Here is a 14,285-nt window from a genome sequence, read left to right as displayed (position 1 = left end):
AGCCCTCGGCGCCTTCCTTCCAGCGGCGCGGTCTGGCTTCGGCAGCCAGAATGCTCCGCACCTTATATTCAAGGTCTACATGCTGGTTGTGGTGAGGGCGTCCATGAGCTGCCAGCTGCTGGACGGCGGTGTCAGCGCCGCGCGTGGGAGGCCCCAGCCCGCCGCTTCGAGAGGTCACATGGACTGTGAACCGTAGAGAACCGCACCCGCGGCGGCGAAGGCGACGGTGGCCCATCGAGGCCAGGAGCGGGTGCGCGTTCCTGCCGCGTAGGCGAGGGTCGCGGCGGCCGTGGCGGGCCACAGAATGCTGAAGGCGGCGGTGGCGAGAGTGAAGCGGCCTGTGGCGACGGCGGCGACTGAGTATCCGGCGATGGCCGCTATTGCTGTGATCGGGAAGCCCGGGCCGAACGGCGTCCAGGCGGCGGAAGCTGTCTGTCGCCGATTGGCTCGGACGGAGAGCACGATGGATGTGATCACTGCGGCAGCCGCAGCTGCGGTCCACAGGATGACGAGGACGACCAGGATGGGGCTGGGCGAGTTCATGGGGATCCTTCTTGTCAGCCGGCTCCGGCCGGGGGGCACCTCGGCCGGAGCAGAGTGAACTGTGGTCGGCAGCCGAGGCCGTCCTTACAGGATTCCACTCGTGTATGCCGCTGACGCGCTGCCGGCGAAGGCCGTGAGTACGAGTCCTGCGACGGAGATCCGACGAGTCGTAGGAGTCGGTTCCCGCCACTTCGCCACGAACTCGTAGAAGTGCAGTGCCGAGGCATATACCAGGATCTCGAGTGCGAGGTCCCAGTGGAATGCCCACCGGTTCCGAGTGGCTGATCCGACGATGTGGCCGATCACAACCGCGACGCCCCCGAAGGGCACGGTCCGGGACAAACCGCGTTCGGCGCTGTCGGGGCCGGTGCGGCTCGGGGATCGCCTGGGGTTCGCCATGCGTTCTCGGGCGATGAACCCGTAGGCGATGACGGCGACAGCAAGCAGAAGGCAGCCGACCACGATGGCCGAGGCGGCATCGTCGGCACCCGAGGCCAGTTCCATTGCGAGCACGGTGATTCGACTTTCTGTAGCGGTTCTATGGGTTGTTGTCACCAGGGCCGGCGCCCTGGGAATGGATCCCAGGGCGCCGGGTTCGGTCAGATTCCGCTACATGCGGTGATCGAGCTGCCGCTGCGTGTGCTCCTGGCTGACGGCGAACGCGAGACCGCCCAGCAGCCGGTGGCTCCCCCTCGTCGTGAGACGACCAACGTGACGGGGCGTCACAGCGCCAGAGGTGAAGAGGCCGAGCAGGTAAGCAGAAACAACCCATTGCCTGCAGCTCGTCGTACCCCAAACCCTGTGATGGCACGACCCTGTTGACGGCACGAGGTTCCCGAGTGTCCCGTATGTGACACAGGTCACGCCACGGAGAAAACCTGTCGCGCGGGCCCCGCGTCTTGCGGGTGTGAGAGCACTCAGGAAGGCACCGGGCGAGCTGGACGAGGAGGGTCTCGTCCGGCTGGTGGCCAAGGGCGACCGCGCGGCGTTCGAGGAGCTGTACCGGCGCACCGCGCCGTGGATGGCGGTGCGGCTGAGCCGCCGTTGCGCCGACGAGCAGATCGTCGCCGAGGTCATGCAGGAGACGTATCTGGCGGTTTGGCGCGCGGCGGGTGCGTTCGCCGGGTCCGCAGCCGGAGGAACGGCCGTCGGCTGGCTGTGGACGATCGCGGCGCGCCGCCTCGTCGACGCGTTCCGGCGCAGGGCCCACCACGCGGAGCCGCCGCTCGCGGCCGCCTCGCAGCCCATGGCGCCCGCCGCCGAGGAGGAGGCACTCGCGGCGACCGTCGGCGGTGACGTCGGGGACGCGCTGCGGCGCCTCGCGCCGGAGCTCAGACAGGTACTGCAGGCCATGGTGCTCGACGGGCTGTCCGTCCGGGAGACCGCGGTCCTGCTCGGGCTGCCCGAGGGCACGGTCAAGACCCGTGCCCGCCGGGCCCGGATCGCGATGCGGAAGGCGCTGGCATGAGCGGGGAACACGCGTCGATGCGGATCATCGACGGTTACGCGCGCGGCGGCGCGGATATCGCCGCCGACGAGGTGTGGGCCGTGGAGGCCCATCTGGAGGAGTGCCGGGTGTGCCGTGACCGGCTGTCGGCCGCCGTCATGGCGCAGGCGACGGCCGCCGCTGCGGCGCAGGCGCCCGCCGTCGCGGTGCGGGGGCCGGACGTCACGGCGCTGGTCGACACCGTGTGGTCCGGTCTCGAACCCCAACTGGCCGCCACCGGCCCGATGCCGCGCCGACGGCGCTGGTCGGCGCGGCTGTCGAAGTGGCTGACGCCCACGATGGTGCCGTGGCTGGCCATGGTCGCGAGCGTGACGCTGCTCGCGCTCCTGCTCGACCTGGTCGGCACCGACACCGACACCGGCTTCGGCTCCGGCGAGGTGTCGCTGGTGCTGCTGCTCGCCCCGGTCCTGCCCGTGTTCGGCGTCGCGGCGTCGTGGTCGCGTGGCCTCGATCCGGCGTACGAGCTGACGGCCTCCGTGCCCAGGGCCGGGCTCCACATGGTGCTGCGGCGCACCGCTTCCGTGCTCGTCGTGGTCGTCCCCGTGCTGTCGGTGGGGGGATGGGCGACGGGGGTGACGGCCGCGCAGTGGCTGCTGCCCTGTCTGGCCTTCACCTCGGCGACCCTCGCGCTCGGCGGTGTCGTCGGCGTGAATCGTGCCGCCGTCGCCCTGGTGACCGTGTGGGCCGGCGTGATCGTGGCGCCGACCCTGGCCACGAGCCGTACGACCTTCGCCCTGCAGACGGATGGTCTGCCGGTGTGGGGGCTGATCCTCGCGCTCGGCATCGGTGTCGTGATCGCACGCAGGGGCGCGTACTCCGTGCTGGGAGCCCATCGATGACCAACCAAACCAAAATCGGAAAGGAACGCCACATGACGCCCGCGTACAGCGCGGCCGACATCGCACCGACGGCCTACGCCTGGCAGATCCAGGCCGCCGGGCTGAAGGTCAGGGTCGGCAGGAAACGGATGGCCGTCGACGGGCTCGACCTGTCGCTGGGCACCGGCGTACACGGCCTCCTCGGACCCAACGGGGCAGGCAAGACCACCCTCATCCGGGCGCTGGCCACCGTACTGCGCCCCGCTGAGGGCACCCTTGAGCTGCTCGGCGAGTCCGTGGGCGGCCGGGGCGAGCACCGTGCGCTGCGCCGCCGGATCGGCTACCTGCCGCAGGAGTTCGGCTACTACAAGCGCTTCACGGTGCGCGAGTTCGTCGAGTACATGGCGTGGCTGAAGGAGGTGCCCAAGGCGGACATCCCGGCGGCGGTGCAGCGCGCCGTGGAGCGGGTGGGCCTGGCGGACCGCGCCGACGAGAAGATGAAGGCCCTGTCGGGCGGCATGGTGCGGCGGGTCGGCATCGCCCAGGCCATCGTCAACGACCCGACGATCCTGCTGCTGGACGAGCCGACGGTCGGCCTGGACCCGGCGCAGCGGCTGCGCTTCCGCGAGCTGCTGCAGGAACTGGGTACGGACACCTGCGTGGTCGTCTCGACCCATCTGGTGGAGGACGTCGCCGCCGCCTGCACCGACGTGGTGCTCTTCGCCGAGGGCCGGCTGGTCTTCCAGGGCACCCCGGACGAACTGGCCGCGGCGGGCGGCCCCGAGCACGTGGGCGACTCCCCGCTGGAGCGTGGCTACTCGGCGCTGCTGCTGCGCCCCGAGCAGGAAAGGGGCACCTGGTGAACGGCCGTGTGCTGCGTATCGAGTTGAGGCGTTCCGTCGCCCCGTGGGCCGGTGTCCTGGTCCTGGGGGCCTCGCTGGCGTTCCTGTACCTGCTGAACGCCGGGTGGCGGAGCGGCACCACGGCGTGGACGGCCCAGTGGACGCCCATGGCCCTGTGGACCCGCGCCCTGCTGTTCTACCTGTGGCCCCTCGCCGTGGGGCTCGGCGCGCTGCAGGGCCTGCGCGACCACCGCTCGAAGATGTCCGAGCTGCTGACGACCACACCGCGTCCCGCATGGCACCGCGCGGCCGCGCTGGCGGGCACGACGGCGATCACGCTGGCCTCCGCCTTTGCGCTCCTCGTCCTCGTGGGCGGAGTCCAGGTGCTCGCCCACACCGAGTACACGCACCTCGGGTGGCTGCCGATCTCGCTGGTGGGGGCACTCTTCCTCGTCGCGGGCGCCGTGCTGGGCATGGGTGCCGGGCGGGCCCTGCCGTCCGCGCTCACCCCGCCGGCGCTGGCCATAGGCGCCTTCGTGTTCACGGCTCTCATGAACATGTCGGTGGGGCGGACGGAGACGACCACGGCGGAGGGGATCACGAACACGGAGCCGAACCGGATCTCCCTGCTGTCACCGGCGGTGGAAGAGGTGCGCAACGTGCTCGTCACGCTCTCCGCCTCCGTGCACGTCGGGCAGACGATCTGGCTGCTCGGCATGGCCGCGACCGGCTTCGCGCTGCTGGTCGCCGCGACCCCGCGCGCCCGGCTGATCGCCCTGACGCCCGTCCTGGCGGGCGCGGCGCTCGCCCTGCTCGTCCTCCCCTCCGACCCGCGCCGGATGTACGTCGTCGACAAGGCCGCCGCGGAGCTGGTGTGCGACGGCCCGGTGTGCGTGACCAGGACGCACCAGGCGCGGCTCGCCGACCTGGCGGGTCCCGGCAAGGAGGCGCTGCGCCTGCTGCACGGCGCCCTGGGCGGCCAGGCGCCCGTCTCGGTCAGGGAGAACACCGCCGTGCTGCCGGACGGTTCCACGCCGCAGTGGTCCCGCGAGACCGTGCTCCTCGACTTCGACGACGACATCGTCGCCGCCGCGAAGGGCGAGGAGCTGACCCGGTCCCTGATCGCCAAAGGCATGGTGCCGGGGTGCACCCCCGTCGGATGGGCCAGCGTGGGAGGAGATCTGTACGCGCAGACTGTCGCGGCGGCCTGGGTCCTCGGGGACCTCAAGGCACTTCCCGGCACATTGCCGGCGAGTCTGCGCCGCGAGGTCGACGCCGAGACCCGCCCGGTGTGGAAGGAACTCAAGGCGCTTCCGCGGGCCGAGCAGCTCTCGCGGATCAACGCGATGCGCGCTGCCGCGCTCTCCTGCGAGGGCGACGCGTTCGAGGCGCTGAACGGCGGTGCGTCCCGGTGAGATGGCTGACGCTGTACGCGCGCTCGCGTCAGGTACCCGCGTCGCTCGCCGCGGTGGTGATCAGCGCGGTGGCGGTGTGGGCACTCGCCCGGAACGGGGGCGAGGAGCCCGGTGATCCGCGGCTGCCCGTGCTCGTCCTCGCCACGGGGGCGATGGCAGCCTCGATCGGGCTCAGCGGGCAGGACCCCGCGCTGGACCGGACGGCCGCGATCCGCTGGGTGCCCCGCAGAGCGGCGCACGTGCTGCTCGCCGGCGCGGTCGTCGCCGCGATGCTGCTGACCATGCAGACCATGGGCGAGGACATGGCCACCACCGCGTTCGTCGTCCGGGACAGCGCGGGCCTGATGGGACTGGTTGCCCTGGGCGCGGCGCTCTCGGGCGGCCAGTACGCGTGGACGCTGCCGTTCGCCTGGCTCTCGTTCTCGTTCTTCGCCCCGCCCCCGACGAGTGCGCCGACGCAGGTGGCGTCCTGGATGCTGCTGCCACCCGGTACGGCGGCGGGCACCTGGACGGCCCTGGTCCTCACGGTCGCCGGCACCGCGGCCTACGCCTTCGCGGGCCCGCGACGGTAGCCGGTCCGGGCCGCCGTGTCTGTCGAGCACGGTCCCGGTGACCCAGGGCACATACAACTTTCGGCCATGGACGCGAGTCAAAGGAGGCGAGTGCGCCACCAGCGCGCTCACATCGCTTCTAGGGGATGGGAAGCCTCCATGACTCACCGGACAACCCGGCGTGCGCGTGTGGTCGCCGGGGCCCTCGGCGCCGGACTGCTTCTGCCGTGCGTGGCCGCCGCGGCACCCGCCGCGGCGGCCACACCACAGGTCAGCTGTACGTCCGGGCGGGCCGGGCTGGCCGAGAAGCTGCAACGGGACATCACCGCGGCCCTGGCCAACCGCAACGGGACCATAGCCGTCGGGCTCTACGACAGAGCCACCGGAACGACCTGCACCCTGCGCGGCAGCACGGCCTTCGACTCGGCCAGCGTCGTCAAGGTGACCGTGCTCGGCACGCTCCTCTGGGACGCGAAGAAGCACAACCGCTACCTCACCCAGCGTGAGGCGGATCTCTCCAAGGCCATGATCACCAAGTCCGACAACGCGGCCACCAGCACCCTGTGGCGGCAGCTCGGGATGACGAAGATCAAGGGCTTCCTGGCCGCCGCCGGCATGACCCAGACCAAGCCGGGCGCGAACGGCTACTGGGGGCTGACCCAGATCACCGTCCAGGACGAGCAGAAACTCCTCAAGCTCGTCACCGCGAAGAACACAGTCCTCAGTGACAACTCCCGCGCGTACATCCTGAAGCTGATGGGCCAGGTCGTCTCCTCACAGCGCTGGGGTACGCCGGCCGGGGCGCCCTCCACGGTCTCCGTGCACGTCAAGAACGGCTGGCTGTCCCGCGCCACGTACGGCTGGCGTGTGCACAGCATCGGCACCTTCAAGGGCGCCGGACACGACTACATGATCTCCGTCCTCACCCACGGCAACAGCACCATGAACTACGGAGTGACCACCATCCAGGGCGTCGCGAAGGCCATCCACAAGGACCTCGTACCGGTCACCGTCAGCGCGAGCACCCAGCGGTACGTCCCCACGGACCAGCCCGCGGAGGCCTCCGTGCCCGTGCCGCCGACCGGCGGTTGAAATCCCTTGAAATCCCTGACATTCACGGGGAGTCCACCCGGCAGCACCCAGCCCGTCCTACCGTGACGGGCATGAGCTCCGGAAGTCTCAAAACCCGCCTCGCCACCGTCACCGCCGCCCTGGCGGCAGCCACCACGCTCGGTGCCGCCGGACCCGTCCACGCCGACACCAACGCACCACAGTCACATGCCTGTTCGCCCGCCGTCTCCATCGACAGCTTCTCCGACGCGCTCGACAAGACGACGTACGAGGGCACCTTCGTCGGCAACCTCTCGGCTCTCGCCGTGACCCGCGACGGCTCCCTCGCCGCGGTCTCCGACCGCTCCGCCCTCTTCACCCTCGACCCCCGCACCCTCCGGCCGACGGGCGTCGCCCCGCTCGCCGACGACAAGGGCGCCGAACTCGACTCCGAGGGCGTGGTCGTCGACCGCGACGGCACACTGCTCATCAGCTCCGAAAAGGAGCCGTCCGTACGACGGTACGACCGTGAGGGCCACCTCCTGGCCGACAGCCTGCCCGTACCGGACGCGCTCCGGGTCGCTCCCGCGGGGCGGGCCGTCACCAACGGCACCTTCGAGGGCCTGACCCTCCTGCCCGGCGGGCGCACCCTGCTCGCCTCCATGGAGTACGCGCTCTCCGGCGACAGCGCCGGGATCGTCCGCTTCCAGACCTGGGACCGGGGCCGCGGCCAGGACTTCCGGCTCTCGGCGCAGTACGGCTACCGCGCCGACAGCGGCCTGGGCGTCGTGGAGACCACCGCCCTTCCCGACGGGCGGCTGCTCGTCCTGGAGCGCGGCTTCACCTCCGGCGTCGGCAACACGGTCCGCCTCTACCTCGCGGACCCGCGGCGCGCCACGGACACCAGCGGTGTCGAGAACCTCACGGGCCAGGCGGACGTACGGCTGGTGAAGAAGACCCTCCTCACCGACCTTGTGACCTGCCCCACCCTCGGAGCGACCGCCAAGCAGCCCCAGCCGAACCCGCTGCTGGACAACATCGAGGGCATGACGATCACGGGGTATGGCCCCGGCGGCCTGCGCGTCCTCCTGGTCAGCGACGACAACCAGAACGCGGCCCAGACGACTCGGTTCTACCGGTTGAACGTGCGGCTGCCGTAACGGCTGGTTTTCTCGCCCCCGCCGCCCCTACCCGTCCCATCCCTTCCCTGGGGGCTGCCGCCCCCAGGCTCCCGCATCGGCCTGAACGGCCTCGTCCTCAAACGCCGGACGGGCTGAATACCCAGCCCCTCCGGCGTTTGAGGAGCGGGGGTCCGGGGCTGGCCCCCGAACGGGGTCCGGGGCGGAGCCCCGAAACCCTGGGGGTCCAGGGGCGGAGCCCCCTTCGCAGGGTTGAAGGGGCGGCAGCCCCTGGGGATGGGACGGGTAGGGGCGGCGGGGGCGGCAAAACCCCCGCGCTGCCCCGGAGGATCGTTGCAGCGGAATGAAATCCGCACCCGCCCGCGTTGGGCCTTCCGGCACATCAGAACAGACGGGAGGCGCCGGCGTGGCAGCGGAGCAGGGGGAGACAGGGGAGATACAGGGCTGGGCGCGGAGGCTCGCCGGGTACGCCTGGCGGTACCCCAAGGACGTCGTCCTCGCCCTCGGTTCCTCCCTGGCGGGTATGGCCCTCATGGCCATCGTCCCCCTGATCACCAAGGTGATCATCGATGACGTCGTCACCGACCGGACCCGGAGCATGGCCCCCTGGGCCGGCGCCCTGATCGGGTCCGCCGTCCTCGTCTACGTCCTCACCTACATCCGCCGCTACTACGGCGGACGTCTCGCCCTCGACGTCCAGCACGACCTGCGGACCGACATGTACGAGACGATCACACGGCTCGACGGGCGCCGTCAGGACGAGCTGTCCACCGGGCAGGTCGTCGGGAGGGCCACCAGCGACCTCCAGCTGATCCAGGGTCTGCTCTTCATGCTGCCGATGACCCTCGGCAACTTCATGCTCTTCCTCATCTCCCTCGTGATCATGGCGTGGCTGTCGCTGCCCCTCACCCTGGTCGCGATCGCCGTCGCCCCCGCCCTCTGGTGGATCGCGAAGCGCAGCCGCACCCGGCTGCACCCGGCCACCTGGTACGCGCAGGCGCAGGCCGCCGCCGTCGCGGGCGTCGTCGACGGCGCCGTCAGCGGTGTCCGCGTGGTCAAGGGATTCGGGCAGGAGGAGCAGGAGACCGGGAAGCTCAGGGAGGTCGGACGCAAGCTGTTCGCGGGGCGGCTGCGCACCATCCGGTTCAACTCCCGGTACACCCCGGCGCTCCAGGCCGTCCCCGCCCTCGGGCAGGTCGCCATGCTGGCGCTCGGCGGCTGGCTCGCGGTGCGCGGGCACATCACGCTCGGTACGTTCGTCGCCTTCTCCAGCTACCTCGCCCAGCTCGTCGGCCCCGTCCGCATGCTCGCCATGGTCCTGACCGTCGGTCAGCAGGCACGGGCGGGCACCGAGCGCGTGCTGGAGCTGATCGACACCCGGCCGACCCTCAGGGACGGCACGAAGACGCTTCCCGCCGACGCCCCCGCGACCGTCGAGTTCGACGACGTGTCGTTCGCGTACGGGGACGTTTACGCGGACGCCTCCGCCGAGTCGAAGAAGGCCCCCGTCCTCGACGGCCTCAGCTTCGAGATACGCCCCGGCGAGACCCTCGCCGTCGTCGGCTCCTCCGGCTCCGGCAAGTCCACGCTCTCGCTGCTCCTGCCGCGCTTCTACGACGTCACGCACGGCGCCGTCCTCATCGGCGGCCACGACGTCCGGGAACTCACGCTCGACTCCCTCCGAGCCGCCATCGGGCTAGTCCCCGAGGACTCCTTCCTCTTCTCGGCCACCATCCGCGACAACATCGCCTACGGCCGCCCCGACGCCACCCAGGAGCAGATCGAGACCGCCGCCCGCGCCGCCCAGGCGGACAGGTTCGTCAGCGAACTGCCCGAGGGATACGACACCAAGGTCGGCGAGCACGGCCTGACCCTCTCCGGCGGCCAGCGCCAGCGCATCGCCCTCGCCCGCGCCATCCTCACCGACCCGCGTCTCCTCGTTCTCGACGACGCGACCTCCGCCGTGGACGCCCGCGTCGAGCACGAGATCCACGAGGCGCTCAGGCAGGTCATGGAGGGCCGCACCACCCTTCTCATCGCCCACCGCCGCTCCACCCTCAACCTCGCCGACCGCATCGCCGTCCTCGACCACGGCAGCGTCGCCGACCTCGGCACCCACGAGGAACTCCAGGAGCGGTCCGCGCTCTACCGGGCGCTGCTCACCGACCCGGACGAACTGGGCGGGGTCTCGCCCGGCCACGTCAAGCCGGCATCCCTGACGGAAGACACCTGTACCGAGGACACCTCCGTACGGGATGAACTGGACGCCGAGTTCGACGCCGAGCGGGGCATCACCCCCAGGCTGTGGACCGGCGACCGGGAGCCCAGGGACCTCGCCCTCGACGGGACGCCGGCCACCCCCGAACTCCTCGCCCAGGTCGAGGCGCTGCCCCCGGCCACCGACACCCCGGGCATCGACGAGGCGCGGGCGGTCACGCCGGAGGAGTCGTACGGCCTGCGGCGGCTGCTGCGAGGCTTCAGGGTCCCCCTGCTCATCAGCCTCGGGCTCGTCGCCGTCGACGCCGGCATGGGGCTCCTCCTCCCCGTCCTGATCCGGCACGGCATCGACAACGGCGTCTCCGAACTGGCCCTCGGCGGAGTGTGGGCTGCCTCCGTGCTGGGGCTGCTCGCCGTAGTGGCCCAGTGGGCGGCACAGATCGGCGAGACGCGGATGACCGGACGGACCGGTGAGCGCGTCCTGTACTCGCTCCGGCTGAAGATCTTCGCCCAGCTCCAGCGGCTCGGACTCGACTACTACGAGCGGGAGCTGACCGGCCGGATCATGACGAGGATGACGACGGACGTCGACGCCCTCTCCACGTTCCTCCAGACGGGCCTGGTCACCGCCTTCGTCTCGGTCGTCACCTTCTTCGGCATCATGGTCGCGCTGCTCGTGATCGACGTGCAGCTCGCGCTGGTCGTCTTCGCGACGCTGCCGCCGCTGATCATCAGCACGTTCTTCTTCCGCCGGGCGAGCGTGAAGGCGTACGAACTCGCCCGTGAACGCGTGGCGCTGGTCAACGCCGACCTCCAGGAGTCGGTGTCCGGGCTGCGGATCGTGCAGGCGTTCCGGCGCGAGCGGGACGGCGGCGAGCGCTTCGCGGCCGGCAGCGACAGCTACCGCAAGGCGCGCGTCCGCGGCCAGTGGCTGATATCGGTGTACTTCCCGTTCGTGCAGTTGCTGTCGTCGGTGGCCGCGGCCGCCGTGCTCGTCGTGGGTGCGCAGCGGGTGGACTCCGCGACGCTGACGACGGGCGCGCTGGTCGCGTACCTGCTCTACATCGACCTGTTCTTCGCACCCGTGCAGCAGCTCTCCCAGGTCTTCGACGGCTACCAGCAGGCCACGGTGTCGCTGGGCCGCATCCAGGAGCTGCTCCGCGAACCCACGTCGACGAAGGCGGCCGAGGAGCCGCTGGAGGTGCTGTCCCTGCGCGGGGACATCACGTTCGAGGACGTCCACTTCGCGTACGGGGACGACGAGGAGGCCCTCGGCGGGGTCGCGCTCACCATCCCGGCCGGGCAGACGGTCGCCTTCGTCGGTGAGACGGGCGCGGGCAAGTCGACCCTGGTGAAGCTCGTCGCGCGCTTCTACGACCCCACGGGCGGGCGCGTACTCGTGGACGGCACCGATCTGCGGCACCTGGACACCACGTCGTACCGGCACCGGCTGGGCGTCGTACCGCAGGAGGCGTACCTCTTCCAGGGCACCGTCCGCGACGCCATCGCCTACGGCCGCCCCGACGCCACCGACGCCGAGGTGGAGACCGCGGCCCGGGCCGTCGGCGCGCACGACATGATCGCCACGCTGGACGGCGGCTACCTCCACGAGGTCGCCGAACGCGGCCGCAACCTCTCCGCCGGGCAGCGCCAGCTGATCGCCCTGGCCCGCGCCGAGCTCGTCGACCCCGACATCCTGCTCCTCGACGAGGCCACGGCCGCCCTCGACCTGGCCACCGAGGCCCAGGTCAACCAGGCCACGGACCGCCTCGCGGGCCGCCGCACCACGCTCGTGGTCGCCCACCGTCTCACGACCGCCGCCCGCGCGGACCGCGTCGTGGTGATGGACCACGGACGCGTGACCGAGGACGGCACCCACGACGAACTGCTCCGACTGGGCGGCCGGTACGCGGAGTTGTGGCGCACCTTCGTGGGGGAGCCCGTCAGCGCGCCGAGCTGACACCTCGCCAGTGGACGTGCAACCATCCGGCATACGTCGCGCGTCCGTACACCAGTACGTCTTCTGCGCGGGGAGGGGTGAATCCGGTGAGCGGTGGAGCGACGGGGACGCACGGTGCGGTAAGGCGGCGGATGGCGCTCGTGCTGGCCCTGCTGACCGCGTCCGGGCTTCTCGTGGTGGCCGGACCGGGCAGCGCCGAGGCGGCGTCCTGCGCGGGGCGCAAGATCCGTACGCTGCCCTTCTCCACCGGCCGCGTGGACGTCTACAAGCGCAGCGGATACGTCTGCGCCGTGACCGTCGCCAAGAAGCGGGGCGCCCGCAAGTGGATGTCGGTCAGCGTGCAGGCACGCGGAAGCCGGCCGGTGCTGCGCGAGGGCAAGCGCGAGGAGCGCATCGGCACGGGGGCCGTGCACGCCGGCCGGCGGTGCGTCCGGGTCAAGGGCGCGGTCAGCAACGGCAGCACGAGCTCGGGGTGGATCCTCTGCTGACGGGGGCTGCGCCCCAGGCTCTCGGTTGGTGGCAGCCCCGTGTTGTTGTTGTGAGTCTGCGGGCTGGTTGTGGCTGGTCGCGCAGTTCCCCGCGCCCCTTGGGGGCTGCGCCCCCGGTCCGGGGCGCCGGCCCCGACCCCCTCAAGCCACGGCAGCGAACCCGTCCACCCGCACAGGGTTTTCCCTAATCTCCGCTGGTCTCCGGCCAGTTGGCGGCCTCGTCCCCTGGTGCGGGCACCGGTCGCTCGACTAGGTTCCGGCGCACGATGAGTCACAGGGGAGATTCCATGCGCAAGGCGCTCAGATGGATGCTGGCGCTCGTGGTGCTCATAGGCACGGTGAGCACGGCAGGGGCGGCCACCGCCGCCCAGCCGGACGCCACGGGCACCGGCACCAGTGCCACCACCGACATCAAGGACCAGCTCCTCGCGATCCCGGGCATGAGCCTGATCGAGGAGAAGCCGTACTCCGGCTACCGCTTCTTCGTCCTCAACTACACCCAGCCGATCGACCACCGGCGCCCGTCCAAGGGCACGTTCCAGCAGCGGATCACCGTGCTGCACAAGGACACCAGCCGCCCGACGGTCTTCTACACCGGCGGCTACAACGTCTCCACGAACCCCGGCCGCCGCGAGCCCACCCAGATCGTGGACGGCAACCAGGTCTCCATGGAGTACCGCTTCTTCACCCCGTCCCGCCCCGCCCCGGCCGACTGGTCCAAGCTCGACATCTGGCAGGCGGCCAGCGACCAGCACCGCATCTTCACCGCGCTGAAGAAGATCTACTCGAAGAAGTGGATCTCCACCGGCGGCTCCAAGGGCGGCATGACCGCCACCTACTACGAGCGTTTCTACCCGCGTGACATGGACGGCGTCGTCGCCTACGTCGCCCCCAACGACGTGGTGAACAAGGAGGACTCGGCCTACGACCGGTTCTTCGCCACCGTCGGCACCAAGGAGTGCCGCGACCGCCTGAACGCCGTCCAGCGCGAGGCACTCGTGCGCCGTGAACCGCTGGAGAAGAAGTACGCGGAGTACGCCGCCACCGAGGGCCTCACCTTCGACACCATCGGCAGCCTGGACAAGGCGTACGAGGCGACCGTACTCGACTACGTGTGGGGCTTCTGGCAGTACAGCCTGCTCGCGGACTGCGACAGCGACACCATCCCGAAGGACGCCAAGGCCGCCACGGACGACGAGATCTGGACCTCCATCGACACGATCTCCGGCTTCTCCGCCTACACCGACCAGGGCCTGGAGACGTACACGCCGTACTACTACCAGGCGGGCACGCAGCTGGGCGCGCCGACGATCGAGTTCCCGCACATCGAGAAGAAGTACATCCGCTATGGCTACCAGCCGCCGCGGAACTTCGTGCCGCGCGAGATCCCGATGACGTTCCAGCCGTACGCCATGCGCGACGTGGACACCTGGGTCCGCCACAACGCCACCCGCATGCTCTTCGTGTACGGCGAGAACGACCCGTGGGGCGCCGAGCCGTTCCACCTCGGCAAGGGCGCGCGTGACAGTTACGTCTTCACGGCCCCCGGCCTCAACCACGGCGCGAACGTGGCCGGTCTGGTGGCCGACGAGAAGGCCCTGGCCACCGCCCGCATCCTGGAGTGGGCGGGCGTGGCCTCCGCCGCGGTCCAGGCGAACCCGGACGCGGCGAAGCCGCTGGCCAGGTACGACGCCAAGCTGGACAAGCGCGACATCGAGCGCGAGCCGACGCTCAGGCCGTAATCCGCCACCCGGC

12 protein-coding genes are annotated in these 14,285 nt (G+C 70.9%); 10 read left to right on the top strand and 2 right to left on the bottom strand.

All coding sequences use genetic code 11. From position 1 onward, the window contains the following. Window positions 1–174: 174 nt before the first annotated feature. Entirely contained in the window at window positions 175–543 is a 369-nt protein-coding gene (locus tag E0500_RS02380) for a hypothetical protein (RefSeq protein ID WP_131565368.1), read from the bottom strand. Window positions 544–627: 84 nt separating this feature from the next. Then, window positions 628–1,047, bottom strand: coding sequence for a hypothetical protein (locus E0500_RS02375; RefSeq protein WP_131565371.1), 420 nt, complete (start codon window positions 1,045–1,047; stop codon window positions 628–630). 403 nt (window positions 1,048–1,450) lie between these two features. Between E0500_RS02375 and E0500_RS02370 the strand changes: the two genes are divergently transcribed. The 10 genes from E0500_RS02370 to E0500_RS02325 all read left to right on the top strand — a co-directional run bounded on the left by E0500_RS02370 (window position 1,451) and on the right by E0500_RS02325 (window position 14,272). Further along, window positions 1,451–2,011, top strand: a complete 561-nt coding sequence (locus E0500_RS02370) for an RNA polymerase sigma factor (protein ID WP_181586846.1) — start codon at window positions 1,451–1,453, stop codon at window positions 2,009–2,011. Continuing rightward, window positions 2,008–2,889 (top strand): zf-HC2 domain-containing protein, encoded by an 882-nt coding sequence (locus E0500_RS02365; protein WP_131565373.1) that lies wholly within the window; start codon window positions 2,008–2,010, stop codon window positions 2,887–2,889. The genes E0500_RS02370 and E0500_RS02365 overlap by 4 nt, the downstream gene beginning before the upstream one ends. Window positions 2,890–2,921: 32 nt before the next feature. Further along, window positions 2,922–3,731: an ABC transporter ATP-binding protein gene (locus E0500_RS02360; protein WP_258572593.1), complete on the top strand. Its 810-nt coding sequence runs from the start codon at window positions 2,922–2,924 to the stop codon at window positions 3,729–3,731. Further along, window positions 3,728–5,125 (top strand): hypothetical protein, encoded by a 1,398-nt coding sequence (locus tag E0500_RS02355; RefSeq protein ID WP_131565378.1) that lies wholly within the window; start codon window positions 3,728–3,730, stop codon window positions 5,123–5,125. The genes E0500_RS02360 and E0500_RS02355 overlap by 4 nt, the downstream gene beginning before the upstream one ends. After that, complete coding sequence (locus E0500_RS02350) at window positions 5,122–5,697, top strand: hypothetical protein (RefSeq protein ID WP_131565380.1); 576 nt, start codon at window positions 5,122–5,124, stop codon at window positions 5,695–5,697. The genes E0500_RS02355 and E0500_RS02350 overlap by 4 nt, the downstream gene beginning before the upstream one ends. 138 nt (window positions 5,698–5,835) lie before the next feature. Beyond that, window positions 5,836–6,768, top strand: a complete 933-nt coding sequence (locus E0500_RS02345) for a serine hydrolase (protein ID WP_131565382.1) — start codon at window positions 5,836–5,838, stop codon at window positions 6,766–6,768. 71 nt (window positions 6,769–6,839) lie between these two features. Next, the gene (locus tag E0500_RS02340) at window positions 6,840–7,886 is read left to right on the top strand and encodes an esterase-like activity of phytase family protein (RefSeq protein ID WP_131565384.1); all 1,047 of its coding nucleotides are present in this window, start codon (window positions 6,840–6,842) and stop codon (window positions 7,884–7,886) included. 385 nt (window positions 7,887–8,271) lie between these two features. Further along, window positions 8,272–12,042 (top strand): ABC transporter ATP-binding protein, encoded by a 3,771-nt coding sequence (locus E0500_RS02335; protein WP_131571010.1) that lies wholly within the window; start codon window positions 8,272–8,274, stop codon window positions 12,040–12,042. A 131-nt stretch (window positions 12,043–12,173) separates the two neighbouring features. Next, on the top strand, window positions 12,174–12,530 hold the full coding sequence (locus E0500_RS02330) for a hypothetical protein (protein ID WP_131571012.1): 357 nt from the start codon (window positions 12,174–12,176) through the stop codon (window positions 12,528–12,530). A 287-nt stretch (window positions 12,531–12,817) separates the two neighbouring features. After that, a complete protein-coding gene (locus E0500_RS02325; protein WP_131571014.1) occupies window positions 12,818–14,272 on the top strand; it encodes a S28 family serine protease in 1,455 nt (484 codons plus the stop codon). The last annotated feature ends 13 nt before the right edge of the window (window positions 14,273–14,285 follow it).

Source organism: Streptomyces sp. KM273126, assembly GCF_004337435.2.
In the GTDB taxonomy this organism is placed as follows: domain Bacteria; phylum Actinomycetota; class Actinomycetes; order Streptomycetales; family Streptomycetaceae; genus Streptomyces; species Streptomyces acidicola.
This window is presented reverse-complemented; position numbering and strand designations above follow the sequence as displayed.